This is a genomic window from Parvibaculum sedimenti, from assembly GCF_009184905.1.
Classification (GTDB): domain Bacteria; phylum Pseudomonadota; class Alphaproteobacteria; order Parvibaculales; family Parvibaculaceae; genus Parvibaculum; species Parvibaculum sedimenti.
The window spans coordinates 321,965-348,557 of sequence record NZ_WESC01000001.1; the positions used below are offsets into that span (position 1 = coordinate 321,965).

At 63.2% G+C, this 26,593-nt stretch carries 26 protein-coding genes and 1 other RNA gene; 13 read left to right on the forward strand and 14 right to left on the reverse strand.

Translation table 11 applies throughout. The annotated features are described in order from the left end of the window. Positions 1 to 669, reverse strand: coding sequence for a glutathione S-transferase family protein (locus F2P47_RS01580; protein ID WP_152214396.1), 669 nt, complete (start codon positions 667 to 669; stop codon positions 1 to 3). A gap of 114 nt (positions 670 to 783) precedes the next feature. Between F2P47_RS01580 and F2P47_RS01585 the strand changes: the two genes are divergently transcribed. The 3 genes from F2P47_RS01585 (at position 784) to F2P47_RS01595 (ending at position 3,467) form a co-directional block, all read left to right on the forward strand. Beyond that, positions 784 to 2,166 (forward strand): leucyl aminopeptidase family protein, encoded by a 1,383-nt coding sequence (locus F2P47_RS01585; RefSeq protein ID WP_152214397.1) that lies wholly within the window; start codon positions 784 to 786, stop codon positions 2,164 to 2,166. Between the two features lie 87 nt (positions 2,167 to 2,253). Beyond that, a complete protein-coding gene (locus F2P47_RS01590; protein WP_152214398.1) occupies positions 2,254 to 2,604 on the forward strand; it encodes a MarR family transcriptional regulator in 351 nt (116 codons plus the stop codon). Next, positions 2,601 to 3,467, forward strand: coding sequence for a C40 family peptidase (locus tag F2P47_RS01595; RefSeq protein ID WP_152214399.1), 867 nt, complete (start codon positions 2,601 to 2,603; stop codon positions 3,465 to 3,467). Before F2P47_RS01590 ends, F2P47_RS01595 begins: the two co-directional genes overlap by 4 nt. Here F2P47_RS01595 and F2P47_RS01600 read toward each other — a convergent pair. The 6 genes from F2P47_RS01600 to F2P47_RS01625 form a co-directional block, all read right to left on the reverse strand. Next, on the reverse strand, positions 3,464 to 5,098 hold the full coding sequence (locus tag F2P47_RS01600; protein WP_152214400.1) for an ABC transporter ATP-binding protein: 1,635 nt from the start codon (positions 5,096 to 5,098) through the stop codon (positions 3,464 to 3,466). The genes F2P47_RS01595 and F2P47_RS01600 overlap by 4 nt on opposite strands. Further along, positions 5,095 to 6,141: an ABC transporter permease gene (locus F2P47_RS01605; RefSeq protein WP_152214401.1), complete on the reverse strand. Its 1,047-nt coding sequence runs from the start codon at positions 6,139 to 6,141 to the stop codon at positions 5,095 to 5,097. Before F2P47_RS01605 ends, F2P47_RS01600 begins: the two co-directional genes overlap by 4 nt. 4 nt (positions 6,142 to 6,145) lie before the next feature. Continuing rightward, on the reverse strand, positions 6,146 to 7,249 hold the full coding sequence (locus tag F2P47_RS01610) for a microcin C ABC transporter permease YejB (RefSeq protein WP_152214402.1): 1,104 nt from the start codon (positions 7,247 to 7,249) through the stop codon (positions 6,146 to 6,148). Between the two features lie 2 nt (positions 7,250 to 7,251). Next, positions 7,252 to 9,138 (reverse strand): extracellular solute-binding protein, encoded by a 1,887-nt coding sequence (locus F2P47_RS01615; protein ID WP_152214403.1) that lies wholly within the window; start codon positions 9,136 to 9,138, stop codon positions 7,252 to 7,254. Then, positions 9,135 to 10,994 carry an extracellular solute-binding protein gene (locus F2P47_RS01620; RefSeq protein WP_152214404.1) on the reverse strand — a complete coding sequence of 620 codons (1,860 nt, stop codon included), beginning with the start codon at positions 10,992 to 10,994 and terminating at the stop codon, positions 9,135 to 9,137. The genes F2P47_RS01615 and F2P47_RS01620 overlap by 4 nt, the downstream gene beginning before the upstream one ends. Before the next feature lie 187 nt (positions 10,995 to 11,181). Continuing rightward, on the reverse strand, positions 11,182 to 11,793 hold the full coding sequence (locus F2P47_RS01625) for a c-type cytochrome (protein ID WP_152214405.1): 612 nt from the start codon (positions 11,791 to 11,793) through the stop codon (positions 11,182 to 11,184). Positions 11,794 to 12,106: 313 nt separating this feature from the next. Here F2P47_RS01625 and F2P47_RS01630 point away from each other — a divergent pair, with 313 nt between their 5' ends. From F2P47_RS01630 to F2P47_RS01640, 3 genes are all read left to right on the forward strand, one after another. Further along, on the forward strand, positions 12,107 to 12,856 hold the full coding sequence (locus tag F2P47_RS01630) for a 3-deoxy-manno-octulosonate cytidylyltransferase (RefSeq protein ID WP_152214406.1): 750 nt from the start codon (positions 12,107 to 12,109) through the stop codon (positions 12,854 to 12,856). An 8-nt stretch (positions 12,857 to 12,864) separates the two neighbouring features. Continuing rightward, positions 12,865 to 13,740: a prephenate dehydratase gene (locus F2P47_RS01635; protein WP_246176691.1), complete on the forward strand. Its 876-nt coding sequence runs from the start codon at positions 12,865 to 12,867 to the stop codon at positions 13,738 to 13,740. 135 nt (positions 13,741 to 13,875) lie between these two features. Continuing rightward, positions 13,876 to 14,301 carry a DUF3617 family protein gene (locus tag F2P47_RS01640; RefSeq protein WP_152214408.1) on the forward strand — a complete coding sequence of 142 codons (426 nt, stop codon included), beginning with the start codon at positions 13,876 to 13,878 and terminating at the stop codon, positions 14,299 to 14,301. 19 nt (positions 14,302 to 14,320) lie between these two features. Here the strand turns inward: F2P47_RS01640 and nudC are convergent, their stop codons facing one another. Next, positions 14,321 to 15,271, reverse strand: coding sequence for an NAD(+) diphosphatase (nudC, locus tag F2P47_RS01645; RefSeq protein WP_152214409.1), 951 nt, complete (start codon positions 15,269 to 15,271; stop codon positions 14,321 to 14,323). 129 nt (positions 15,272 to 15,400) lie between these two features. Here nudC and ffs point away from each other — a divergent pair. The 4 genes from ffs to recR all read left to right on the forward strand — a co-directional run bounded on the left by ffs (position 15,401) and on the right by recR (position 18,474). Then, positions 15,401 to 15,497, forward strand: an RNA gene (gene ffs, locus F2P47_RS01650) — signal recognition particle sRNA small type. A gap of 25 nt (positions 15,498 to 15,522) precedes the next feature. After that, a complete protein-coding gene (locus tag F2P47_RS01655; protein ID WP_152214410.1) occupies positions 15,523 to 17,412 on the forward strand; it encodes a DNA polymerase III subunit gamma/tau in 1,890 nt (629 codons plus the stop codon). Between the two features lie 5 nt (positions 17,413 to 17,417). Beyond that, complete coding sequence (locus F2P47_RS01660; RefSeq protein WP_152214469.1) at positions 17,418 to 17,735, forward strand: YbaB/EbfC family nucleoid-associated protein; 318 nt, start codon at positions 17,418 to 17,420, stop codon at positions 17,733 to 17,735. Between the two features lie 139 nt (positions 17,736 to 17,874). Next, a complete protein-coding gene (gene recR / locus F2P47_RS01665) occupies positions 17,875 to 18,474 on the forward strand; it encodes a recombination mediator RecR (RefSeq protein ID WP_152214411.1) in 600 nt (199 codons plus the stop codon). Here the strand turns inward: recR and F2P47_RS01670 are convergent. Then, positions 18,471 to 18,998: an NADPH-dependent FMN reductase gene (locus tag F2P47_RS01670; protein WP_152214470.1), complete on the reverse strand. Its 528-nt coding sequence runs from the start codon at positions 18,996 to 18,998 to the stop codon at positions 18,471 to 18,473. The genes recR and F2P47_RS01670 overlap by 4 nt on opposite strands. A gap of 6 nt (positions 18,999 to 19,004) precedes the next feature. After that, a complete protein-coding gene (locus tag F2P47_RS01675; RefSeq protein WP_152214412.1) occupies positions 19,005 to 20,129 on the reverse strand; it encodes a DNA recombination protein RmuC in 1,125 nt (374 codons plus the stop codon). Between the two features lie 79 nt (positions 20,130 to 20,208). On the opposite strand from F2P47_RS01675, the gene def reads away from it, so the two are divergent. The 3 genes from def to truA are packed head-to-tail and all read left to right on the forward strand — an operon-like array spanning position 20,209 to position 22,431. Then, on the forward strand, positions 20,209 to 20,733 hold the full coding sequence (gene def, locus F2P47_RS01680) for a peptide deformylase (protein ID WP_152214413.1): 525 nt from the start codon (positions 20,209 to 20,211) through the stop codon (positions 20,731 to 20,733). A gap of 19 nt (positions 20,734 to 20,752) precedes the next feature. After that, positions 20,753 to 21,691, forward strand: a complete 939-nt coding sequence (fmt, locus tag F2P47_RS01685; protein ID WP_152214414.1) for a methionyl-tRNA formyltransferase — start codon at positions 20,753 to 20,755, stop codon at positions 21,689 to 21,691. After that, the gene (gene truA / locus F2P47_RS01690) at positions 21,691 to 22,431 is read left to right on the forward strand and encodes a tRNA pseudouridine(38-40) synthase TruA (protein WP_152214415.1); all 741 of its coding nucleotides are present in this window, start codon (positions 21,691 to 21,693) and stop codon (positions 22,429 to 22,431) included. Before fmt ends, truA begins: the two co-directional genes overlap by 1 nt. Here truA and F2P47_RS01695 read toward each other — a convergent pair. The 4 genes from F2P47_RS01695 to F2P47_RS01710 all read right to left on the reverse strand — a co-directional run bounded on the left by F2P47_RS01695 (position 22,428) and on the right by F2P47_RS01710 (position 26,491). Then, on the reverse strand, positions 22,428 to 23,024 hold the full coding sequence (locus F2P47_RS01695; RefSeq protein ID WP_152214416.1) for a hypothetical protein: 597 nt from the start codon (positions 23,022 to 23,024) through the stop codon (positions 22,428 to 22,430). The genes truA and F2P47_RS01695 overlap by 4 nt on opposite strands. Further along, complete coding sequence (gene dapE / locus F2P47_RS01700; RefSeq protein WP_422562104.1) at positions 23,021 to 24,202, reverse strand: succinyl-diaminopimelate desuccinylase; 1,182 nt, start codon at positions 24,200 to 24,202, stop codon at positions 23,021 to 23,023. The genes F2P47_RS01695 and dapE overlap by 4 nt, the downstream gene beginning before the upstream one ends. A gap of 46 nt (positions 24,203 to 24,248) precedes the next feature. Next, complete coding sequence (gene dapD, locus F2P47_RS01705) at positions 24,249 to 25,094, reverse strand: 2,3,4,5-tetrahydropyridine-2,6-dicarboxylate N-succinyltransferase (protein ID WP_152214418.1); 846 nt, start codon at positions 25,092 to 25,094, stop codon at positions 24,249 to 24,251. A gap of 140 nt (positions 25,095 to 25,234) precedes the next feature. Then, the gene (locus tag F2P47_RS01710; RefSeq protein ID WP_152214419.1) at positions 25,235 to 26,491 is read right to left on the reverse strand and encodes an EAL domain-containing protein; all 1,257 of its coding nucleotides are present in this window, start codon (positions 26,489 to 26,491) and stop codon (positions 25,235 to 25,237) included. Positions 26,492 to 26,593 lie beyond the last annotated feature (102 nt).

Sequence of the window (26,593 nt, forward strand, 5' to 3'; positions counted from 1 at the left end):
TCAGCCACGAGCGGCCATTTCGCGCTTCGCGCCCTCTTCCCATTCGTGGAAAGCGGGGAGCGCCAGCAGGGCGTCCATATAGGATTTCGCATTTCCGTCATCGCCAAGCTTCGCGAGATCGACGCCATAGGTGCGAAAGCGCGTCGCCACGGGCATATACATCGCGTCCGCGATGGTGAAGTGGCCGAAAAGGAAGCCCTCGTCCTGCGCGGCGTTCAGCCCATAGCGGCTGCGAAGCGTACGCCAGATTTCGACGATGCGCCGCGCATGGCCGCGCGCGCCCTCGCTGTGCCCTTCGCCGGGATAGCGGTTGATGATGTCCATGGGCATGTCGCGGCGCAGATCCATGAATCCCGAATGCATTTCGCAGGCGGCGCTGCGGGCTTGGGCGCGGGTCGGCACGGCTTCGGGCCAGAGCCTCTTTTCGGGGAAGAGGTCGTGGAGCGTTTCGCAGATCGCGAGCGAGTCCGAGACAATGTTGCCATCCCACTTGAGCACTGGAACGAGGCCCGACGGCGAATGCTCCAGAGCTTGCGCCTTTGTGGTTTCCTGCCGCAGGCGGATATGCGCCTCGCGGAAGGGAATGCCGGCTACTTTCATCAGGATCCAGGGCCGCAGGCTCCAGGTCGACCAGTTCTTGTCGCCGATGATGAGTTCGAAATCCTGCATGCCGTCCTCCGCCTTTTCTGCGCCCCGGCGCCTCCGACCGGCGCCCGTTGCGGGTAATCACTCCACTCTATAAGGTTTCGACTGCGCGAATGCGACGTCATTATTGGACCGGTCATGCTTGAAATCTTCGTCACGAAAAAGGATGCCGCCGCGACGCCGGTCTGGCTGGTGCGGTCGGCCGATCTGCAAAACTGGGCAGCCGAACATGCGGGCGCGGGCGCCGCATGGGTCGAGACGTCGGGCTTCAAGGCGGAAGCGGGCAAGGTGCTGCTGTTGCCGGATGGCTCGGGCGGATTGTCGGGCGCGATCCTCGGAATCGGTGACGGCTCCGACCCTTTCGTCACCGGCGCTCTGGCGGCTTCGCTGCCGGTCCAGACCTATCGTCTTGCCGGTGCGCTTGGCGAGACGCCGGAAAAGGCGGCGCTCGGCTTTGCGCTCGGCACGTATGGTTTTGCGCGCTATAGCGGCAAGGCGCGCCAGTATCCGCGTCTCGTTCTGCCGGACGGCGTGGACGGCGAAGAGGTGAGCCGCGTCGCCCGCGCCATCTTCCTGGTCCGCGACCTCATCAACACACCGACCAACGACATGAGCCCCGCCGATCTCGCGGCCGCCGCGCATGCTGTCGCGGAGGCGCATGAGGCGAAGGTGAGCGTCATAGAGGGCGACGAGCTTCTCGACCGCAATTATCCGATGATTCATGCAGTGGGCCGCGCCGCTGCCGTCGCGCCGCGCCTGATCGACCTTACATGGGGCCGTTTCGATGCGCCCAAGGTCACGCTGGTGGGCAAGGGCGTTTGCTTCGATACGGGCGGGCTCGACCTCAAGCCGTCGAGCGCAATGCTCCTGATGAAGAAGGATATGGGCGGCGCCGCCAATGTGCTCGCCCTTGCCGCGCTCGTCATGGGCGCGAAGCTCGATGTCAGGTTGCGTGTGCTGATCCCTGCCGTCGAGAACAGCGTGTCGGGCGACGCTTTCCGTCCCGGCGACATTCTCAGGAGCCGCAAGGGCCTCACCGTCGAGATCGGAAATACCGATGCCGAAGGCCGCCTTGTGCTGGCCGATGCGCTGGCGGATGCCGACGCCGAAGAGCCGGAACTGCTCATCGACATGGCGACGTTGACCGGCGCGGCGCGCACGGCGCTCGGCCCCGATCTGCCGCCCTTCTACACGGATGACGATGTGCTCGCCGCCGAGATCGCGGCGGCTGCGGCGTCGGAGTTCGATCCGCTCTGGCGCATGCCCCTTTGGCAGCCTTATGACGGCTGGATGGACAGCAAGATCGCCGACGTCAACAACGCGGGTGAGGGCGGCTTTGCCGGTTCGATCACGGCGGCGCTTTTTCTGCGGCGCTTTGTCGGGAATGCGAAATCATGGGTTCACTTCGACGTCTATGGCTGGGCGCCCAAGCCGAAGCCCGGTCGCCCCGTGGGCGGCGAGGCGCAGGCGATCCGCGCGCTCTATGCGGTGCTGAAAGACCGCTACGGCCCACGTGAGTGAACCGGCGGGGCTAAAATCATTTACAGTCTTATCTGTCGCCCTCTAAACTGATCCGGGGCCGAAACGGATCTGGGGGCAGAAAAGCCGATGACACTGGAATTGAAGCCGGTGCAGGCGCTCGCACTGTGGCAGGACGTGGTTTTGGAAACAGTCCGGCGCGACGGGCCCGATCTTTCCTCGCGCCAGTTCGCGATCCTGCTCACCGTCTATCTCACCTCGCCGCCGCATACGGTGCGCGGCCTCGCCGGTTCCCTCAATGTCTCGAAACCCGCGATTACGCGTGCGCTCGACGCGCTGGGCCAGCTCGATCTGCTGAAGCGAAAGCGCGACGAGGCCGACCGCCGCAATGTGCTCGTTCAACGCACGGTGAAGGGCTCGGTCTTTCTGCGCGATTTCGCAGATCTCGTGACTTCTGTTGCCGGGAGGCTTGAAGCATGAGCCGTGCAACCGGGCCCGACCGCCGCATCAACCCCTATCGTGACGACATTGCCGCCGCCTATCTGCGCGGCGAGGTGAAGGCAGGCCGCTTCGTCGACGGCGAGGACCGACAGGTGAAGCTGCCTTGCGTGCCGCTGCTGCAACGTCCTGATGCGGACGCGCCGATGGATACGCAGCTTCTCTTTGGCGAGAATTTTCGCGCTTATGAAGAAAAGGGGGGATTCGCCTGGGGACAGTCGGCGCATGACGATTATGTCGGCTATGTCGATGCGAAGGCGCTCGCGCCCCATCCCTACAAGCCGAGCCATGTCGTCGCGGCGCTGCGCACTTTCGTCTATCCCCGCGCCGATCTCAAAAGCAGGCCCGCGACGCCGCTTGCTCTCAACGCCAAGGTAAAGGTCGTGGGAGCAAAGGGCGACTTCAGTGAAATCGAGCGTGGCGGTTGGGTCTTCACGGCGCATCTCGCGCCGGTGGACGCCTTCGTGCGCGATTTCGTTTCGGTGGCTGAAGAGCATCTCGGCGCGCCCTATCTCTGGGGCGGGCGCGAAAGCACTGGCGTCGATTGCTCGGGGCTTGTTCAGGCCTCGCTGGAACGAGCGGGAATATCGTCGCTTCGCGATACCGACATGCAGGAAGCGACGCTGGGCGAGCGGTTGCCGGAGCCCATCGATTTCACGACGCTCGCGCGCGGCGATCTCGTTTTCTGGAAAGGCCATGTCGGCATCATGGTGGACGCGGAACGCATGATCCATGCAAGTGGCTTCCAGATGCGCGTCGTGGTTGAACGTCTCGATATCGCCATGGCGCGCATCTCGCGCGTAGCGGGCCATGTGACGACGATCAGGCGGCTGCCCCGGCGCTAGGTCGCGACGACGCCCGCAGGGGCGGTTCTGAGTTCGAAGGCGGCGGCGAGAAGCGCCTTCGTGTAATCGCTCTTCGGTGCCTCGAAAATCTCGTCCGCCGTGCCGCTTTCCACCACCTTGCCGCCGCGCATCACGATGATGTCGTCTGAAAGCGCGCGCACGACGCGCAGGTCGTGGCTGATGAAGAGATAGGCGAGGTTGTGCCTGCGTTGCAGCTCTCGCAGCAGATCGACGATCTGCGCCTGTACCGACATATCGAGCGCCGAGGTCGGCTCGTCGAGCATGACGAAGCGCGGCTTCAGCGCCATGGCGCGGGCTATGGCGATGCGTTGGCGCTGACCGCCGGAGAATTCATGTGGATAGCGGTCCTGCATGGCAGGGTCGAGGCCGACTTCTTCCAGCGCTTTCGAGACGATGGCGCGGCGCTCTTTCGCGCTCGCGCCGATCTTCTGGACGATCAGTCCTTCCTCGACGATCTGGCTGACCGACAGGCGAGGGGAGAGCGAGCCGTAAGGATCCTGAAAGACGATCTGCATATGGCGGCGAAGCGGGCGGAGTTCCTTCGACTTCAGCCCGTCGATCGCCTGACCCTGGAAGCGGATATTGCCTTCGCTCGAAATGAGCCGCAGCAGCGCAAGGCCAAGCGTCGTCTTGCCGGAGCCGGATTCGCCCACCACGCCAATGGTGCGGCCTTCGCGCACATTGATGGACACATCGTCCACCGCCTTGACATAGCCGACCGTTTTTCGAAGGAAGCCCGCCTTGATCGGAAACCAGACCTTGAGATTGTCGGCTTCCATGATGAACGCGCCGTCTTTCGGCGCGCCGAGCGCGCGGCCCTTGGGCTCCGAGGCGAGAAGGCGCTGCGTATAGGCGTGTTTGGGATGGGTGAAGACGTCTTCCGTCGCTCCGCGCTCGACGATCTCGCCGCCAGTCATGACGAAGACGCGGTCGGCCATTTTTCGCACGATGCCGAGGTCATGCGTGATGAGGAGAAGGGCCATGCCCATCTCGCGCTTGAGATCGTTCAGCAGTTCGAGGATTTGTGCCTGCACGGTGACGTCGAGCGCGGTCGTCGGTTCGTCGGCGATGAGGAGGTCGGGCTCGTTCGCAAGCGCCATGGCGATCATCACGCGCTGGCGCTGGCCGCCGGAAAGCTCATGCGGATAGGCGCCGAGCCGCGTTTCCGGATCTGGAATGCCAACCTTGGTGAGCAATTCGAGGACGCGCGCGCGGACGGCCGCGCCCCGCAATCCCTTGTGCAGCGTCAGCACCTCGCCCACTTGCCGCTCGATCGTGTGCAGCGGATTGAGCGAGGTCATGGGCTCCTGGAAGACCATGGTGATGCGGTTGCCGCGCACCTTGCGCAGTTCCGGCTCGCTCGCACCGACGAGGTTCCTGCCCTCGAAAATGATTTCGCCCGAAGGATGCGAGGCCTGCGGGTAGGGGAGAAGCTGAAGGATCGAAAGCGCCGAGACTGATTTTCCCGAACCCGACTCGCCAACCAGCGCGACCGTCTCGCCCGGCATGATGTCGAAGGAAATGCGATCGACGGCAAGCACCTCCTTTCCGTCGCTGCGGAAGGCGACGGAAAGGTCTTTCACCTCGATAAGGGGTTTCGTCTCGCTCATTCGAGCACCTTGCGCGGATCGAAGGCGTCGCGCACCGCCTCGCCGATGAAGATCAACAGGCTCAGCATGATCGCGATGGAGAAGAAGCCTGTAAGGCCGAGCCAGGGCGCCTGAAGATTGGCCTTTCCTTGCGCCAGCAATTCGCCGAGCGAAGCCGATCCCGGCGGCAGGCCGAAGCCCAGAAAATCGAGCGAGGTCAGAGTCGTGATCGACGAGTTGAGGATGAAGGGCATGAAGGTGATCGTCGCCACCATCGCGTTGGGCAGCAGGTGTTTGAAGATGATGATGCCGTCGCTCAAGCCCAATGCGCGCGCCGCCTTCACATATTCGAAGTTGCGTCCGCGCAGGAATTCGGCGCGAACGAGACCGACCAGCGATGTCCAGTTGAAGGCAAGCAATATGCCGAGCAGCAGCCAGAAGCTCGGCTCGAACATGGCCGCAAGAATGATGAGCAGATAGAGCGTCGGCACGCTGGTCCAGATTTCGATGAAGCGCTGGAAGAGAAGATCGAGCCAGCCTCCGAAATAGCCCTGCACGGCACCTGCCGCGACGCCGATGATCGAGGAGGCGGTGGCGAGGATAAGACCGAACAGCACCGAGATGCGGAAGCCGTAGATGAGGCGCGCCGCAACGTCGCGGCCCTGATCGTCGGTACCGAGCCAGTTTTCCGCCGAGGGCGGCGCGGGTGCGGGGACGGGCAGGTTGAGGTTGATGGTGCGGTAGTCATAGCGAATGAGCGGCCAGACGATATGCCCGCCCGCATCCGCGATCAGCTTCTGCACATAAGGGTCGCGGTAATCCGCCGCCGTCTCGAACTCGCCGCCGAAGGTCGTTTCCGGATAGGAGACGAAGACTGGTGCGTAGATGCCACCCTTGAAGGTGATGAAGAGTGGCCGGTCATTGGCAATGAATTCGGCAAAGAGCGAGATGAAAAACAGCACGAGGAAAAGCCACAGGCTCCAGTAGCCGCGCCTGTTTGCCTTGAAATTGCGCCAGCGCCGCCTGTTGATCGGGCTGAGGGCGAGGCGCCTTCCGAATAGCATCACCTCAAACCTCCCGCGACTCGAAGTCGATGCGCGGATCGACCCATGTATAGGTGAGGTCTGAAATCAGCGCCACGACGAGGCCCAGCAGGCCGAAGACGTAAAGCGTCGCGAAGACGACAGGATAGTCGCGATTGACGATCGACTCGTAGGAGAGAAGGCCGAGCCCGTCGAGTGAGAAGATCGTTTCGATGAGGATGGAGCCCGAGAAAAACGCGCCGATGAAGGCGCCGGGGAATCCCGCAATGACGATCAGCATGGCGTTGCGGAAGACATGGCCGTAGAGAACCTGCTTTTCGGTCAGTCCCTTGGCGCGCGCCGTCGTCACATATTGCTTGCGGATCTCGTCGAGGAAGGAATTCTTGGTCAGCAGTGTCGAGGTCGCAAAGCCGCCAATGGTCATGGCCGCCACCGGCAGTACGATGTGCCAGAGATAGTCGAGCACCTTGCCTGCGAGCGAGAACTCCGACCAATTGTCGGATGTGAGGCCGCGCAAGGGGAAGATCGACCAGTAGGAACCCCCTGCGAAAAGCACGATCAGGAAGATCGCGAATAGAAAGCCCGGAATGGCATAGCCGACGATGATGACGCCGCTCGTCCAGAGGTCGAAGCGCGATCCATCTTGCACCGCCTTCTTGATGCCGAGCGGAATCGAGATCAGGTAGGTGAGCAGCGTCGTCCAGAGGCCGAGAGAAATCGAAACCGGCATTTTTTCGAGAATGAGGTCGAGAACGCCTGTGTCGCGGAAATAGCTCTTGCCGAAGTGAAAGCGCGAATAGTCCCAGATCATCTTGCCGAAGCGCTGATACCAGGGTTTATCGAAGCCGAACTGCACCTCGAGCTGTTTGATGAATTCCGGGTCGAGGCCGCGCGCGCCGCGATATTTGCTGTTGAGCGCCGCATCCGCCGCGCCGCCCGCGCCTTGCGCGAAATCGCTTCCCGTGCCGCCGATACGCGCCGTCGCCGAGACGTCGGTGCCCGAAAGCTGCGCGATGATGCGCTCAATGGGCCCACCCGGCGCGAATTGCACAATGACGAAGCTGATGAACATGATGCCGAGAATGGTCGGGATCATCAGCAATAAGCGCCGCGCGATGTAAGCCGCCATGTCTATCCCTCGATCCCGAGCTTCTTCGCCCTGGCTGCGTCAAACCACCAGCAGCGTTCGACGCCGCGATCATACTTCGGCAGCGTATCCGGCCGGGCGAAGATATCCCAGAAAGCGAGCGCATAGCTCGCCTTGTACCATTGCGGAATCCAGTATTGCCCGGCGCGGAGCACGCGGTCGAGCGCGCGGGCGGCCACGATCTGGTCGGCGCGGGTCGGTGCGGCGATGACCTTTTCAATCAGCGCGTCGATGGCCGGGTTCTCGATGCCGGAGAGATTGCGGCTGCCATCCGTCCTGGCGAATTCCGAACCCCAATAGCCGCGCATTTCGATGCCCGGCGTGAGGCCCAGCGAATAGCGCTGCACGACCAGGTCGAAATCGTAGGATTTGATCCGCTTCTGGAACTGTGCCGAGTCGACGAGGCGCGATTGCGCCGTGATGCCGAGAAGCTTCAGGTTCTTGATATAGGGCCCTTCGATGCGTTGAAGGATCGGATCGTCGCCGAGGAACTCGACGGTCAGCGCCTCGCCTTTGGCATTTTTCCGAATGCCGTCGATGATCTTCCATCCCGCCTGATCGAGAAGGTCCATTGCGCGGCGGAGCAACTTGCGGTCCTGTCCCGAGCCATCGGTCCTGGGCGGGCTATAGGCGGGCCCGAAAACGGCCTCGGGCAGTTTTGAGCGCCAGGGCTCGAGGAGCTTCATTTCATCCGGCGAGGGCAGGCCTTCGGCGCGCATCGGCGAATTCTCGAAGAAGCTCACCGTACGTTGATAGAGGCCATAGAAAAGATTCCTGTTCGTCCATTCGAAGTCGAAAGCGAGGGTCAGGGCCTCGCGGACGCGCGGATCGGCAAACTTCTCGCGCCGCGTATTGATGAACCAGCCCTGTGCGCCCGACGGCGTATGGTCGGGCAGCGTCTCGAGCCTGACACGGCCGTCCTTCACCGCCGGGAAGTCATATTGCGTCGCCCATGTCTTCGAGGTGAACTCCTCGCGGAACCTGTACTGTCCGGACGCGAAGGCTTCGAAAGCCGCGGTACGGTCGCGATAGAAGTCGAAGCGCAGCTTGCCGAAATTCCACTGGCCGATATTCACATTGAGATCGCGCGCCCAATAGTCCGGCACGCGCTCATAGGTGACGAATTCACCCGCCTTGAATTCACTGATCTTGTAAGGACCGCTGCCGAGCGGCGGCACCAGCGTCGTCTCCTCGAAAGCATGGGCCGTGTACCAGGCCTTGGAAAAGATCGGCAATCCGCCCGCGATGTAGATCGCGAGGTCGCGCGTCTGGTTTCCGGTAAAGACGATCGACAGCGTCGCGGCATCGAGCGCCTTTGCCTCTTTCATCTCGCGCAGATTGAGCGCGATGAGCGGGTGGCCTTGCGCCTTCAACAGATTGAGCGAGAAGGCCGCGTCTTCTGCGGTGAGTTTTGATCCGTCATGGAAGCGCGCGGCTTCGCGCATGTGGAAGATAAGCCGGTTGCCCTTGTCGCGGATTTCGACGCTCTCGGCGGCGAGCCCATAGACCGCGTCTTCCTCATCGAGAGCGCGCGTCATCAGCGTATCGAAAACATAGTCGAGGCCGGGCGGCGCGTTGCCCTTGAGGATGAAGCCGTTGAGCGTGTCGAAGCTGAGCAGCGACGCATTGTAGGCGCCGTTCGACGGCGTCTGCGAAAGCGAGCCGCCCTTGGGGGCATCAGGGGCTACGTAATCGAACTGCGTGAAGCCCGGCTGATATTTGAGATTGCCGAAGATCGACAGTCCGTGGAGCCGCCCCGTATTGACGCCGGCCGTCTGCGCGCGCAAGGGCGCGGGCAGCAGGCTCAAGCCGAGACTCGCGCCCATCAGGCCGAGTACGCCGCGGCGCGGAAGTTCGAACCTCGATGTCATGGCTTCGTAGGCGCGTTTTGGGGGGATGCCTTCTGGTCGCTCGCGTCGTACCACCAGATATCGGGGAAGCCGAGCGCGTAATCCGGCATCTTCTTCGGATGCGCGAGCCGCGACCAGTAGGCGACGCGGGCAAAGGGGGAATACCATTGCGGCACGACGTAGTGACGCCAGAGCAGCACACGGTCGAGCGCATGCGTGGCGGCCACGAGTTCTTCACGGCTCTTGGCGAAGATCACGCGGTCGATGAGCTTCTCGATGACGGGATCGCAAATGCCGATGACGTTCCGGCTGCCAACGCGCCTGGCGGCCTCGCAGCCCCAGAATTCGCGCTGCTCATTGCCCGGTGAGAGCGATTGGCCGAAGCTCTCGACCACAATGTCGAAATCGCGATTGTCGAGGCGGTTCTGATATTGCGCCGTATCGACGGTGCGCAGCGTCACCTTGATGCCAAGCCTGTCGAGCGATTGCTTGTAGGGTGCGACGACGCGCTCGAATTGCGGATCGGCAAGCAGGAATTCGACCGCGAGCGGCTTTCCGTCCTTCATGCGCGTGCCGTTGACGATCTTCCATCCGGCGGCGTCGAGAAGTTCCGCTGCGTGTCGCAGATTGGCGCGATTGTTGCCGCTGCCATCGGTCTTGGGATTGCTGTAGGGCGTCGTGAAAAGTTCCGGCGGAAGCTCCTTCTCGAAGGGCTTCAGCATTTCGAGTTCGAGGCCCTGCGGCACGCCCCGCGAGGCGAGTTCGGAGTTGGCAAAATAGCTGTCCGTGCGCGCATATTGCCCGGAGAAGATATTCTTGTTCTGCCACTCGAAATCGAACGCCCAGTTGAAGGCCTCGCGGACGCGCTCGTCCTGAAACATGTCTCGGCGCAGATTGAAGGCAAAGCTCTGCATGCCGGCAGGATTGCGCATCCGGATTTCTTCGCGCTTCACGCGCCCGTCCTTCGCAGCCGGGAAGTCATAGCCTGTGGCCCAGTTCTTCGCGCTGGTCTCGATGCGCAGATCGACCTGATCGGCCTTGAAGGCCTGAAACGCGACGACAGGATCGCCGTAATAGTCGAAGCGCAGACGATCGAAATTATTGGTGCCGCGTTTGACCGGCAGATCCTTCGCCCAATAATCCTTCACGCGCTCGTAGACGATGGTGCGCCCCGGAATGACTTCGGCAATGCGGTAGGGGCCGCTGCCGAGCGGCGCTTCGAGCGTCGTTTGCGATATGTCGCGCGGGCGGCCCTTTGCGTCCTTGGCCATCCAGTAATGCTTGGGCAGCACCGGCAATTGTCCCGTTATCTGCGGCAGTTCGCGATTGCCTTTGACGGAGAAGACGAAGCGCACACTGTCGGCGCCGACTTTCTCCGCCTTTTCGACGTTGCGGTAATAGGCGGCGTAGAAGGGGTGGAGCTTCTTCAGCGTCTCGAAAGTCCAGATGACATCTTCGGGCGTGATGGGCGTGCCGTCCTGAAAGCGCGCTTCCTTGCGCAGCTTGAAGGTGACGGATGAAAAATCGTCCGGGTAGGAAATTGTCTCCGCGATGAGCCCGTATTCCGCGCCGGGCTCGTCCATGCTCGGTTCAAGCAACGTATCGTAGATCAGGTTGATGCCCGCGCCGACCTCGCCCTTGACGATATAGGGGTTGAGGCTGTCGAAAGTGCCAATGGCCGCATAGCGCAGCTCGCCGCCCTTGGGCGCATCCGCGTTCACATAGTCGAAATGCTTGAAGTCCGGGCCGTATTTGAGATCGCCGAATAGCGAAGCGCCGTGGCGTTCAGTTGTGGCTGGCGCGGCGGAAGCCATTTCCGAAGCACCGGCGACCGACATGGTGAGCGCCAATGCGAGCACGGCCTTGCTGAACCTCATTTCCCCTCCGAACTCGGCATGTGCGGCTGCGATTGTTCCGCCGCCATGCGCCAAGGTTTATCAGGCATTGTGGCCATTTTTTGAGACCAGTGCGAGCCTTGCCGCGTTTGCGGATGAATTCTGCGCAAGAAAAAAGCGCCCGGAATTTCTTCCGGGCGCTTTGTTCGGGGTTCGGTGGGCCGGGCGATTACTTCGCGGGCTTGGTTTCCGCAGGTTTGGCTTCCGCAGGCTTCGCGGCCGCGGCAGGCGCGGCTTCAGGCGCTGGAAGCGGCTGGTTCGAGCCCAGCGTGTTCAGGTAGACGAGCAGGTCGGCGCGCTGCTGCGGGTCTTTGATGCCGGCAAACGTCATCGCCGTGCCCGAGACATAGCCGCGCGGATCCTTCACGAAGTGGAAGAGTTCCTCGAAGGTCCACTTACCACCCTTCTTCTTCATCGCTTCCGAATAGGCGAAGCCGGCTGCGCTGGCGACCGGACGGTCGACCACGGCATAGAGGTCCGGGCCGATCTTGGCGCCGGCGCCTTCCTGCAGGTTGTGGCAGGCCTGGCACTTCTTCGACTGGGCTTCGCCCTTGGCCTTGTCGGCCTTGGCGAGCAGAACGGGGAGCGGCTCCTCGACAGGGGCGGCTTCCGCCGCGGCGCCGGCTTCACCACCGGCGGCAGCGACGCCTTCGACGATGAAGGCCTTCGGATTGGCCGGCTCCACATGATAGAGGTAGTCGGCGAGGTTCTTCACGCCGAGCACGACGAGCACAGAAAACAGCACTGCGCCCGCGATTTTGTTGAGTTCAAAACTATCCATCAGCTCTCGCTCCGCCCGGCTTTATTTACGGAAGATCTATTCACGAAGTCGGGATGGAGAGGTCCGGAGAAGCACCAGAAGAAGCGCTCACGCCTTGCCCCACCCCGCAATTGGCGCGGAGATTAGCCGCTTCCGCGTCTGCGCCGCAAGCCGTATAAGTTCTCGCATTCGCAAGGTCCCCGGCGGGCCTGATCTCTCGGGAACGGGGCGGTGAAACGGGGCCAAAGTGCGGCGTTCCGTCGCAGCCGTACCCATTGAGGGTCGCCAGAGGGGCCGAGCAGACCCGAGATCGCCATCCGAGCAGAGGCCCCTCATGTCCGCCGAGCCGATTATCGTGATTCCCGCCCGCATGGCCTCGACGAGGCTTCCGGGCAAGCCGCTCGCCGATATTGCCGGTGTGCCCATGATCGTCCAGGTCTGGCGCCGGGCCTGTGAGGCTTGCGTGGGCCGGGTCGTGGTCGCAGCCGCGGAGCGCGAGATTGCCGAGGCCGTGGTTGCGGCAGGCGGCGAGGCGGTGTTGACCGACCCTGATCTTCCTTCCGGCTCCGACCGCATCTGGCAGGCCTTGAAGGGCGTCGATCCCGAAGGCCGCCACGAGGTCATTCTCAACGTCCAGGGCGACCTGCCGACGCTCGATCCCCATCTCGTCCGCCGCGCCGCCGAGGCGCTGGTGAGGACCGGTGCCGACATCTCGACGCTCGCCTGCGAGATCAAGGTCGAGGAAGAGCGCACCAATCCCAATGTCGTGAAAGCGGTGATCGCGCTGCCCGATGGCGCACGTTCGGGCCGTGCGCTTTATTTCACGCGGGCGACCGCACCTTATGGCGAGGGCCCGCATTATCACCACATCGGCCTTTACGGTTATGCCCGTTCGGCGCTTGCGCGTTTCGTTTCGCTCGCGCCGTCGCCGCTGGAGCGGCGCGAAAAGCTCGAGCAGCTTCGCGCGCTCGAAGCCGGAATGTCGATAGAAGTGGCGCTCGTTGACACCGTTCCCCTCGGTGTCGATACTCCCGCCGACCTCGAAAAGGCGCGCGCGGCCCTCGGCCCCAGCACCGCCGCATGAAAGACGCCATGAGCTCTTCTCCCGCAAGCCCCGAAAACATCATCGCCTTTCAGGGCGAGCCCGGCGCCAATTCGCATATCGCCTGCCATGAAGCCTTCCCCGACATGGTGGAGCTTCCCTGCGCGACCTTCGAGGACGTCTTCTCGGCCATCAGCGAGGGCAAGGCCAGGCTCGCCATGCTCCCGATTGAGAATTCGGTCGCTGGCCGCGTGGCGGACATTCATCATCTGCTGCCGGATTCATCGCTCTATATCGTCGGCGAGCATTTCCTGCGCGTGCGTCATCAGCTGCTCGGCGTGAAGGGCGCATCGCTCGGCGATCTCAAGACGATCCAGAGCCATGTCATGGCGCTTGGCCAGTGCCGCAAGGTGATCCGCGAGCTGGGGCTCACACCCGTCGTCGCCGCGGACACGGCGGGCTCGGCGCGTGAAATCGCCAATGCAGGGGACAAGAGCCGTGCCGCCATCGCTTCCGAGCTTGCGGCCGGAATCTATGACCTCGACATTCTCAAGCGGGACATCGAGGACGCTGCGCATAACACGACGCGCTTCCTCATCATGGCGAAGGAGCCGAACGATGCCGAGCCGGAGGAAGGCCCGGTGATCACCAGCTTCATCTTCCGTGTTCGGAACGTGCCCGCCGCGCTCTACAAGGCGCTGGGCGGCTTCGCCACCAATGGCGTCAACATGACGAAGCTCGAGAGCTATCAGCTCGAAGGCACATTCAGCGCGAGCCAGTTCTATGCCGACATCGAGGGCCATCCCGCCTCGCGCAATGTCCGCCTGGCGCTGGAGGAGCTTGAGTTCTTCACGACCGAACTCAAGATACTCGGCATCTACAAGTCGCATCCCTACAGGCGCGAACTGGCAGCCAGCGGCCGCTGAAGAATAGATTGTCTCCATACAAATTGTCTCCGTACAAAACTTTGTACGGGCGGCACTATTTCGCGTTGCGCGAGGCGTGTTAGCTTTCGCGCCACGGGCCCGCGTCGCGTGTGCGCGGACCGCTTGGAGGTCTATATGAAAAAAGTGATTTCAATCGCGGTAGCGGCGCTGCTGCTGCCTGTCTCGGCTATTGCCGCCCCGCCGCAAATGGCCCCCGGTCTCTGGGAGCGCACCATGACGCTGGGGACCAATACATTTACCGACAAGGAATGCTTCTCGCCGGATGACGTAAGGCAGTCCGCCGAGGAGATGTTGCGTCCGGAAGGCGAGGATCAGACGAACTGCAAGACGTCGGGCACGTGGGACGGCAACGTCTTTCACTTCAAGAGCGAATGCGCGATGCCGGAGCAGGGCGGCTCGATGACGACGATCGGCACCATGACGTTCGAGAGTTCGAGCCACATGGTGCAGGAGGCAAAGACGACGACCTCAATGGATGGTACGTCGCAGATCATGACCATGAAGGTCGATCACAAGCGGATCGGCGACTGCCCGAAATAGCAGCCGCCGGATTTCCGCTTCAGGCCTTCTCTTCGGCGAAGGCCTTGACCAGCTGATGCGCGATGGCGAAGGGCGGCGGGAGCCAGAAGCTTCCATCGCCCTTGCCCGCCAGCACGGCCTGGATTTCCGCCCGGGTGAACCAGCGGCCCGCCGAAAGCTCGATCCCGTCGATCTTGAACTCGTCCGTATCGGCCACCGCATGGCAGCCGATCATCAGCGACGAGGGGTAGGGCCAGGGTTGCGTCGAGTGATAGGTGACGTGCGAAACCTTGAGCCCCGCCTCTTCATGAAGCTCGCGGGCAACCGCCTCCTCGATCGATTCGCCCGGCTCTATGAAGCCCGCCAGCGCCGAATGCATGCCCTTCGGCCAGATCTTCTGACGGCCGAGGAAGCAGGAATCCTTGTAGGTCGCGAGCATGATGGCGACGGGGTCCGTGCGCGGGAAATGCTCGGCCTTGCAAGAGGGGCACTGGCGCTTGTAGCCCGCTTCCATGATCTCGCTCGCCGTGCCGCAGACCGAGCAGAAGCCGTGGCGCAGGTGCCAGTCGATCATGCTTTTCGCCTGAGCGAGGATCGCAAGCTCGGTCGGCGTGATGTCGCCGGACATGGCAAGCCCGCGCAATTCCTCGAACGCGCCGAGACCCTTGAGCGCGGGATGGTTTTCCGCGTCCTTGAGGCCGGTGACATCGGCGGCAAAGAGCGATTTTCCGCGCCGGTTGATGCCGAGAAAGATCACCAGCGGATCGGGCCCTGCGAGTTCCTTCAGCAGCCCCATGCGGAGCCAGCCCACATCCTTGCCGTCGCCCGGCTGCGCTTCCGGCAGGATGAAGGGCTCGAGCTTGCGGAAGGGCACGAAAAGGCTCTGCGGATCGGCCATCTGCTCGGCGATCCATGCCTTGTCGGTCCGTCGATAGCTCGCGCGGTCCAGCGGATTATTGGCGAAGATGTTCGGATTTTCGGGAAGACCCATAGGCAAGTCCGCTTTTTGACGTTTCTGATGGCAAATTTCTGTGGGCGGCAGGGTGGCACAGGCCGGTGCGCGGCTCAATGCCGCCCCGCGCTTGCAATGCGGATCGATTCCCCTGATATAGTCGGCTCGGGAGGTTGGCGATGGACGAGTCCCTCGCCAATCCGGTCAGGTCCGGAAGGAAGCAGCCGTAACGAGTTCGGCTCGGGTCGTTCGTCCAGCCTCCCACCTTTTCTTTTCCTTGAAAGGCGCTCATGGACGGCAGCGAGGAAAATCCGGCGCTCTTGGCAGACGAGCCGCACCGGCCGGACCCTGCCGAGGAGCCCGGTTTCGCTCTCCTGGGCGGAGAGGCGAAGCCCGCGCGCCAGCAGGCCTCCGGCTATCAGGTCCTCGCCCGCAAATACCGCCCCTCCAGCTTCGAGGATCTCGTCGGCCAGGAAGCCATGGTCCGGACCCTCTCGAATGCCTTCGAGACGGGCCGCATTGCGCACGCCTTCATGCTTACGGGCGTTCGCGGCGTCGGCAAGACGACCACCGCCCGCATCCTCGCCCGCGCGCTCAACTACGAAAAGCCGGGCGTCACCGCGCCGACCATCCACATGGACGGTTTCGGCGTTCATTGCGAAGCGATCATGGAAAGCCGCCATGTCGACGTGATGGAGATGGATGCGGCCTCCCGCACCGGCATCGACGATATTCGCGAGATCATCGAAAGTGTGCGCTACCTGCCGGTTTCCGCGCGCTACAAGGTCTACATCATCGACGAGGTCCACATGCTCTCGAAGGCCGCCTTTAACGGCCTTCTGAAGACGCTTGAGGAACCGCCGGCGCATGTGAAGTTCATTTTCGCGACAACCGAAATCCGCAAGGTGCCGGTAACAGTCCTTTCGCGCTGCCAGCGTTTCGATCTGCGCCGTCTCTCCGTCGATGAGTTGTCGGGGCTTCTGGGCCGCATCTCGAAAAAGGAGAATGTCGAGGTCGAGGAAGCGGCGTTGAAGCTCATCGCCCGCGCCGCCGACGGTTCGGCCCGCGATTCGCTCTCCCTGCTCGACCGCGCCATCGCGCATGGCAGCCAGATGGGCGAGGCGTTCATTCGCGAATCTGAAGTCCGCGACATGCTGGGCCTTGCCGACCGCGCGCGCATTTTCGATCTCTTCGACTTCGTGATGAAGGGCGATGTCGCCGGCGCGCTGAACGAGCTTCGCGCCCAATATGATGTCGGTGCCGACCCCGCTGTCGTGCTTTCCGATCTCGCCGATCTTGTCCATTGGCTGACGCGGTTGAAGCTCGTGCAGGGCGCGGCCGACGATCTTGCCATGTCGGAAACCGAGCGCATGCGCGGACAGGACATGGCGGCGCGGCTGCCCATCCGCGTTCTCTCGCGCACATGGCAGATGCTTTTGAAGGGTCTCACCGAAGTGCAGGGTGCGACGCGTCCGATCGCGGCGGCGGAAATGGTGCTGGTGCGCATTGCCTATGTCGCCGATCTGCCGGGACCGGAAGAACTCATCGAGCAGTTGAAGGGCGGCGGCGCGCTTTCCCGGCCCGCGCCCGGCTCCGCGCCTTCTGGCGGTGGTGGTGGCGAACGCGCGCAGTTGCGTTCGGTCGCTGGCGGCCAAGCGCAGCAGAGTCCGCAGCAGACCTATGAGCCCGCGCCCGCCGTGGCGACGCAAGGCCCGACGCTCAAGCGCTTCGAGGATGTGATCGCGCTGCTGGCCGAGAAGCGCGACATCAGGCTCAAGCATGCGCTTGAAACCGGCGTGCGCCTTGTGCGCTTCGAGCAGGGGCGCATCGAGATTCGCCTTCTCGAAGGTGCGCCGGGCAGCCTCGCCACTGAACTTTCCGAGCGGCTGAAGCGCTGGACCGGCTCGCTCTGGGTCGTCTCGCTCTCGCGCGAGGAAGGCGCTCCGACGCTGAAGGAGCAGGCGACGACGCGCGAGCAGAAGTTGAAAGACGATGCCCGCGCCGATCCGCTGGTCAAGGCGGCGCTCGCCGCCTTCCCCGACGCCGAAATCGTCAATGTGCGCGATCCGCGCGCCGACGAGCTTCCGGTCATGCCACTCGCCGCGAGCGGCGAGGTCGTGTCCGCCAGTGCGGACGAGCTTGGCTCCGATGATTTCACCCCCGACGAATATATGGATTGAGTAGCGTGAAGAACTTCACCGACATCATGAAGCAGGCAAAGGCTCTCCAGTCGAAGATGGAGACCATGCAGGGCGAGCTCGAGGCGCTGGAAGTCGAAGGCAGCGCGGGCGGCGGTCTTGTGCGCGTCACGATGGGCGGCAAGGGTGCGGTGAAAAGCGTGTCGATAGACCCGAGCCTTTTGAAGGAAGGCGAGGGCGAAATCCTCGAAGACCTGATCGTCGCTGCCTGCGCCGATGCGAAGGCGAAGGCCGACCGCGCGGCTGCCGAGAAGATGCAGGCCGTCACCGGCGGTCTGCCGCTGCCGCCCGGCTTCAGTCTTTGATGGCCGGTGTTTCGAGCGGCGGAATACTTACTTCGTCGTTGCCGGGCTTGACCCGGCAATCCAGCATATCGGGCATTGCATCTGCGGCTCTGGATGCCCGGGTCAAGCCCGGGCATGACGATTGGAGTGAATACTTCACATGCCGGTAACCGGACCAGAAATCGAACGGCTGATCCAGCTTCTCTCGAAGCTGCCGGGGCTTGGCCCGCGCTCCGCGCGCCGCGCCGTGCTCCAGCTCATCAAGAAGAAGGAAACGCTGCTTGCGCCGCTCGCCGTCGCCATGGCCGATGCGGCGGAGAAGGCCTGTATCTGCTCCATCTGCGGCAACGTCGATACGCAAGACCCCTGCGCCATCTGTTCCGACCCCACCCGCGAACCGACGACGCTCTGCGTGGTAGAGGAAGTGGGCGACCTCTGGGCGCTTGAACGCGCGGGCGTCCACAAGGGCCGCTATCACGTGCTGGGCGGCGTCCTCTCTGCGCTTGATGGCGTCGGCCCCAACGATCTCAACATCGGGTCGCTTGCCGAGCGTGTCGAGAAGAACGGCATCAAGGAAGTCATCCTCGCCATGAACGCGACGGTGGACGGCCAGACGACCGCGCATTACATCACCGATCGCCTCGAAGGCCTCGGCGTCACCATCTCGCGCCTCGCGCATGGTGTGCCGGTCGGCGGCGAGCTCGATTATCTGGACGATGGAACGCTTGCCGCCGCCATGAAGTCGCGCAGGCCGTTCTAGCCTCGGCCAATCGTGCGGGCGAAATCCGCGATGGCTTTCCCGAGCGCATCGGCAATCTCTGCATCCGCCAGAATACCGCCCTCGGGCAAGGCGCGTCCGAGCAGCGGAACGGCAATCGACGCCTCGGGCACGATCCGCGCCGCCATCATCGTCAGCGTCTCGGTGAGCGAGGCCAGCGCATGCACCGCGCGGGGACTCGCATTGACGATCGCGACGGGCTTCTCCGCGAATTCGCCGCTTCCCACCACCCAATCCAGCGCATTCTTCAATACGCCGGGAACGCCATGGGCATATTCCGGGCTTGAAAAGACGACACCATCAGCTCCCGCGAGCGCCGCGCGAAAGTGGACGACAGCGCCGGGCGGCGCGTCGCCGTCCATATCCGGATTGAAATGCGGCAATTCCCCGATGCCTTCATAAAGCACGACCTCAACGCCTGCAGGCGCGAGCGAAGTCAGCGCGCGTAGCGCTTGCGTGTTCGATGAGGCGCCCCGAAGGCTTCCCGAAATGGCGAGGATGCGCATCGGCAATTACTTGCTCGTCAGGAGGTCGCGTTCGACGCGCCTGCCGGTGGCGGCCAGCGCTTCCTGCGCCTCGGCCTCGCCAAGCTCGACGTCATGGATCTTCTCGCCGCGTTTGGTGATCTGGTCGGCCGAGGTGCGAATCTCGCGAATGTCTTTTTCAGCGGACTGAAAATGCTTTTCGAGATTCTCGACGCGATCATCAAGGCGCTCCACGTCCTTGAGGAGCAGTCCGACATATTTCTGGATGACGCCCGCCTGCTTGCGCATCTCGACATCCTTCAGTACGGCGCGAACCGTGTTGAGCGTCGCCATCAGCGTCGTCGGCGAAACGATCCAGACGCGCGCCTGATAGGACTTCGTGACGACATCCGGGAAATTCGCGTGAAGTTCGGCATAGACGGCTTCGGAGGGCAGGAACATCAGCGCCGATTCCGCCGTTTCGCCCGGCACGATGTATTTGCCGGAAATATCGGACACATGTTTCAGCAGGTCGCCGCGGAATTGGCGCTGGGCAAGGTTCCTCTCGCCATCGTCCTTGGCGTTGCGAAGCCCGTGATAGGCGTCGAGCGGGAATTTGGCGTCGATGGCAATCGAGCCGGGCGGGTTCGGCAGGTGGATGAGGCAGTCCGCGCGCACGCCGCTCTTGAGTGTCGCCTGAAATGCGTAAGCCGAAGGCGGCAGAGCGTTCTTCACGATGTCCTGCAACTGCACCTCGCCAAAGGCGCCGCGGGCCTGCTTGTTGGCGAGAATGTCCTGAAGGCCGACGACCTGGCTCGACAGGTCGGTGATGTTCTTTTGTGCTTCGTCGATAACGGCGAGTCTGGCGGCAAGATTGCCGAGCGTTTCGGCCGTCTTGGCGGAGGTCTCTTCAAGGCTCGTCCCGACGCGATGGCCCACCTGATCCAGCCGCTCGTTCAGTGTGCGGGCAAGCTCGCCCTGCGCCTGCGTCTGCGCATCCGCCATGGCCGACAGGCGTCCGGCGAGTTCGGCCTGCAGGCCTGCGAGCCGCGCGAATTCAGTCTCCAGCCGGTCCGGTTCCGTCCTGGGCCGGGCGCGCATCAGCCAGATTGCCAGCGCGGCCAGAAGGCCGGCGAGAAGGACTCCGAGCAGGAAGGAGGCGGGGTCGGACATGGCGAGCGCCTTTTCGTGAACATTTCGGCAACTATAGCCGATTCTTGACCACTGAGGCCCGGCAGCTTATCTCAAGGCCATGGCTATCCGCGAAATCCTCACAGCGCCCGATCCGCGCCTCAAACAGGTCTCGAAACCCGTCGAACGGGTGGATGACGAGCTGCGCCGTCTCATGGACGACATGCTCGAGACGATGTACGACGCGCCGGGCATCGGCCTCGCGGCGATCCAGATCGGTGTGCCGAAGCAGGTCATCGTCATGGATCTCGCCCGCGAAGGCGAACCGCCCGAGCCGCGCTATTTCATCAATCCGGAGATCATCTGGACCTCGGACGAATACGCGGTCTATGAGGAAGGCTGCCTTTCGGTGCCGGAACTCTATGAGGATGTGGAGCGTCCGGCCGAGTGCCGCGTGCGCTTCCTCGACTATCAGGGCGAAATCCGCGAGCTTGATTGCGAGGGGTTGCTGGCCACCTGCATCCAGCATGAAATGGATCACCTGAAGGGCGTTCTCTTCATCGACCATCTGTCGAAGCTCAAGCGCTCGATGATCCTGAAGAAGCTCACCAAGGCGAAGAAGTTCCAGGAAAAGGAACCGGCCTGAGGGCCGGCAGAAGGCGCGCATGACCCTTCGTCTCGCCTTCATGGGCACCCCCGATTTTTCCGTGTCAGTTCTGGCCGAGCTGATCGCGGCCGGCCATGAGATCGTGGCTGTCTATTCGCAGCCGCCTCGCAAGGCAGGCCGCGGCATGGCCGAGCAACCGTCGCCGGTTCATCGCTTTGCCGCCGAGCACGGCATTGCGGTCCGCACCCCCGTCTCGCTGAAATCGGAAGAAGAGCAGAAGGCCTTTGCCGATCTCGACCTCGATGTCGCGGTCGTCGTCGCCTATGGGCTCCTCCTGCCGAAGCCCGTGCTAGAGGCGCCGCGCCTCGGATGTCTCAATCTCCATGCCTCGCTCCTGCCGCGCTGGCGCGGCGCCGCGCCCATCCAGCGGGCCATCATGGCGGGCGATGCGGAAACCGGCGTCATGGTGATGCAGATGGAGGCGGGCCTCGACACAGGCCCTGTGCTCCTTGCCGAGCATGTCGCCATTGCCTCCGACACCACCGCAGGAAGCCTCCACGACAGGCTTTCGGAAATCGGCGCCTTGCTAATGGTGCGTGCGCTCGCCGCTCTCGAACGCGGGCAGCTCCAGGCGACGCCGCAGCCGGAAGAGGGCGTCACATACGCGAAAAAGATCGAGAAGGAAGAAGCCCGCATCGACTGGACGCGCGATGCGGCGGCGCTCGATTGTCACATCAGGGGCCTCACGCCTTTCCCCGGCGCCTTTTTCGAGGTGATGCGCGACGGCAAGCCCGTCCGCATCAAGGTTCTGCGTGAAAGACCCGTTGCGGGCAGCGGCGCGCCCGGCGAAGTGCTTTCGCTCGAAGGCGGCATCACGATCGCTTGCGGGTCAGCTGCGCTCCACATCGCCGAGTTGCAGCGCGCGGGCAAGGGCCCGATGAAGGCGGGCGATTTCCTGCGCGGCTTTCCGCTCGCCGTTGGCGAAAGGCTCGTCTGATGCCCCGCTACAAGCTCACCATCGAATATGACGGCACGAATTTCGTCGGCTGGCAGAGCCAGGCCGAAGGCGGCTCCGTGCAGGATGCGCTGGAAGCGGGCTTCAAGGGCTTTTGCGGCGAGGACATCCGCGTCAATGGCGCGGGCCGCACCGATGCGGGCGTCCATGCGCTGGGTCAGGTCGCCCATGTCGATCTGCCGACGTCTGTGCGCACCGACACGCTGCGCGATGCGGTCAACGCGCATATGCGTCCGCATCCCGTCTCCATCGTCGAGGTCGAGGAAGTCGGCGACGATTTCGAGGCGCGGTTCTCCGCCACGCGCCGCCACTACCTGTATCGCATCGTCAATCGCCGCGCCCCGCTGACGCTCGATCGCGGTCAGGCATGGCTCGTCCACAAGCCGCTCGATGCAGACGCGATGCATGCGGCCGCGCAGGTGCTTGTCGGCAAGCACGACTTCACGACCTTTCGCTCCATGCAGTGCCAGGCGAAGTCGCCGGTGAAGACGCTCGATGAACTCTCGGTGTCGCGCTATGGCGAGGAGATCGAGATCATCGCCCGCGCGCGGTCATTCCTGCACAATCAGGTGCGTTCGCTGGTCGGCTCGCTCAAACTCGTCGGCGAAGGCAAATGGACCGCCCGCGATCTCGACCGCGCCTTGAAGGCCCGCGACCGCGCCGCCTGCGGCCCCGTTGCGCCACCGGACGGGCTCTATCTGCTTAAAGTGGATTACGACTAGGCGCCTATGGGTGTCAGCAGCAAGCGGCTCAATCCCTGATCGAGCAGGGCGCCGAGCACGAAATCCAGAATCAGAATGGCCATGGCGGCTGAAGGTGTCGCGCCCAGCACTTCGCGCGCGATCTGCCAGCGATACCATGCGGCGAGGAGGAAGACGGGCAGCGTCAGCATGACGGCGAACTGGTCGCCAATGATGCCGATGAGGAAAAGCATGAGCGGCAGTAGCATCAGGCCGGACGTCATCAGTACGCCCCAGTTGAAGGTGATGACATAGGCGCTGTAGCTCGCGCCGAGTTCGAGATGCCGCGCCACCTGCGTCATGACGACGAGATAGACAACCCAGTTCAGCGCCTCCCCACCCATCTGCACCGTCGCAAAGGACGAGAAGTCGAGCTCGCCGATGGCGTCGATCGTCTGCCCCATGCGCCAGAGCGCGACACTGGCGATCAGGATGAGCGGTAGCGAAAGAGCGAGCGCCGCGAAGGAGCGGAAGAAGCCATTGGCGGAAAGGTCGAAATATCGCGCGGCTTCCGGGTCGCGCCGCGCGATATGCCATGCGCCGGTCAGGCTTCGCACGATCTCATTCGCATTCATGACGCGACGGCGCCCGCGAAATAACCCCGGAGGATCATCTCGTAGATATCGGCCAGACGGCCGATATCCCCGGCGGGGACATGCTCGTCCGCCTTGTGCATCGTCTGGTTGGCGAGGCCGAATTCGACGACTGGCGCATAGGCGCGGATGAAACGCGCGTCCGACGTGCCGCCGCTGGTCGAAAGCTCCGGCGTGAGGCCTGTCACCTTCGTAACGGCGGCGGCGATGAGTGCCGAGAAGGTGCCGGGCTGCGTAATGAAGGATTCGCCCGAAATCTGCGTCCTGAATTCGTAAGCGCCGCCCATCTCCTGCACGACCTGATCGAAGACGCCGCGCATCCACGCTTCGAGCGACGCGCCCGTATGCTCGTCGTTGAAACGGATGTTCATCATCGCCCGCGCCGTGCCGGGAATGAGGTTCGTCGTCTCGTTGCCGACGTCGACAGACGTGATCTCGAAATTCGACGGCTGGAAATGCGCATTGCCCTGATCGAGCACGCGCGCATCGAGGCGCTTGAGCATTTCAAGGAGGCGCGGAATGGGATTGTCGGCCAAGTGCGGATAGGCGACATGGCCCTGCGTGCCGCGCACGGTGAGCCAGCCATTGATGCTGCCGCGCCGACCGATCTTCATCATGTCACCGAGCTTCGCAACGCATGTCGGCTCGCCGACGAGGCAATGGTCGATCTTCTCGCCACGCGCGCTGAGCGCCTGCAGCATCTTCTTTGTGCCGTTGATGCCGGGGCCTTCCTCGTCGCCGGTGATGAGGAGGCTGATCGAGCCCTCGCCGTCGATGAGCTTGCCTTCGCGCACGAGGCGAGAGGCGGCGGCGACGAAGCTCGCCATCGAGCCCTTCATGTCGGCGGCTCCGCGCCCGAAAAGCTTTCCCGCCTTGATCTCGCCCGCGAAGGGATCGACCGACCATGCGGCCGCGTCGCCCACGGGCACGACATCGGTGTGGCCCGCGAAGCAGAAATGAGGCGCGCCCGAGCCCAGCCGCGCATAAAGATTGTCGACGTCGGGCGTGCCCTCGTCGCTGAAATGCATGCGCTCGCAGGAAAAGCCGAGCGGCGCGAGATAGCCCGCCAGCGTCGCCAGCGCGCCCTCGTCCCTGGGCGTCACACTGGGGCAGCGGATCAGTTCGACGGCGATCTCAAGCGGGTCATAGGCTGCGGTCATGGTCATCCCGTGTACCGCGCCCCTGAAAAACCGTCAAATGACGGCCTCAGTCGCGCAGCAGCTCGTTGATCGAGGTCTTGGAGCGCGTCTGGGCGTCCACCGTCTTGACGATGACGCAGCAATAGAGGCTCGGGCTGGGTGATCCGTCGGGATTGGCGCGGCCCGGCAGCGAGCCTGGCACGACGACCGAATAGGGCGGCACCTTGCCGATATGGATCTCGCCCGTCGCCCGGGCGATGATCTTGGTCGAGGCGCTGATGAAGACGCCCATGGAGAGCACCGAGCCCTCGCCGACGATCACGCCTTCGACGACTTCCGAGCGTGCGCCGATGAAGCAATTGTCCTCGATGACGACCGGGTTCGCCTGCAACGGCTCCAGCACGCCGCCAATGCCGACGCCACCCGAAAGGTGACAATTCTTGCCGATCTGGGCGCAGGAGCCGACCGTGACCCATGTGTCGACCATGGTGCTTTCATCGACATAGGCGCCGAGGTTCACGAAAGAGGGCATCAGCACCACGCTCGGCGCGATATAGGCCGAACGGCGCACGATGGCGCCCGGCACGGCGCGGAACCCGGCATTGCGGAATTCTGCCTCGCCCCAGCCTTCGAACTTCGAGGGAACCTTGTCCCACCAATGGGTGTTGTCGCCCGGGCCGCCAGCGATAAGGCCCATGTCGTTGAGGCGGAAGGAGAGCAGAACGGCCTTCTTGAGCCACTGGTTCACTTCCCAGCTGTCGCCGATCTTCTCGGCCACGCGGGCCTCGCCCTTGTCGAGCAGGTTGAGCGCGGTCTCGACCGCCTCGCGCACTTCGCCTTTGGTGCCCGTATTCACCTGATCGCGCTCGTCGAAGGCGCGTTCGATGACGGACTTGAGTTGGGCGGTGCTCATGGGGCGGCTCCCTCGGGGGTGGGTGTAGGCGGGCAAGATAGCCGTGGGTCCCGCCCTGTCAACCGAGGGGTGTCCGGAGACTAATCATTCATTGGCATGGCCCCGCTTGTCCGGGCCATGACCCCGTTGGGAAAGGGGTCTCAGGCCGCCGCCGCGATGGCCGCGTCGATCGACTGGCGGGTCACTTCTTCGCGGACCGGCTTGGGCTCACCGAAGAGATAGCCCTGCCCATATTCGACATTGAGGTCGAGGACGTCGACGACTTCGCGCTCCGTCTCGATCTTGTCGACGATGAGCTGAATGCCGTTGCGGCGCAGCACTTCGCGGATGTCGGCGGCGTGAATGTCGGATGAGCTGTGATCGCCGTCGATCAGCGTCGCGGCGGAGATCTTCATGAAGCGGAAGTTGCGGTCGTGAAGCTCGGTCGCGTTGATCTTGAGGTGCGTGACCTGATCCATCGAGAAGCGGAAGCCGAGATCGGCCAGCGCCCTCAGGCTTTCTTCCTCGATCGGGCCCATGCCGTTCACGGTCTGCTGGCTGAACTCGAAGATCAGGTGCTGCGCGAGATCCTGATTGTGCTGCATGTACTCGACGAATTGCGGGAAGAAGTCCGCATCGAGCAGCGAGAAGGCGGAGATGTTGCAGAAGACGCCCGCATTCTTGTTGCGCTGGGCGAGCTTGCGCACGACCTGAATGCAGCGGAAAAGCAGGATGTTGTCGACGGTCGGCATCATGCCGGCGGGTTCTGCCACGCGCATGTAATCGCGGGGCATGATGAGCGCGCCGCGCTCCGAGCGGAGCCGCGACAGGCCTTCGTAATAGCGCACCTTGCGCTGGGGGAGGCCGACGATGGGTTGGAGATAGAGGTCGACGCGGTTGGCTTCGAGCGAGCGGCGGATCGTTTCCAGAAGCTCGGCGTCGCTCAGGGTCGAGATATCGGGTTCCGGCGCCGCGAATTCCTTCGCAAGCCTCGCCTGCAGGGCAGGCGCGCCGATGAGCTGCGAGGGAACCGGCATGGGCGGCGCCTCGCGCGTTTCGGCGAGCCGCTTTACCAGCGATTCGATGACGCGGATTTCCGAGAAGATGCGCTCCATGCGTTCCGTCGTTTCGTGTTCGACGCGCTGTTCGAGTTCGACGATGCGCCGGGCGGCCTGATCGAGTTCGCGTGAAAGCCCGGCGGCGACACCGGTGAGTTCGGCAAGCTCAAGCCTGACCTGGCGGCGCTCGAATCCCCGCGCGACGGCGGCATGAAGCTCCATTCCGATGAAGCAGCAAATGAGGCCTGCAAGTATCGCGAGCTTCGGATCAAACCCGGCAACCTCCGGCAACGCCAGCGCGAGGCCGATCGACGGCAGGATATAGAGCAAGGCGGCGAGCGTGTGCTTGATCTGCTTCATGGCCCAAACCCGCGCCTGAAAAGGCGCGGTCCCCGATGGAACTTTGAAGCTGAAGCATGCCCGGCAGGCATTGAGAAAAAGTTAACCATGGCAAGCCGGAGG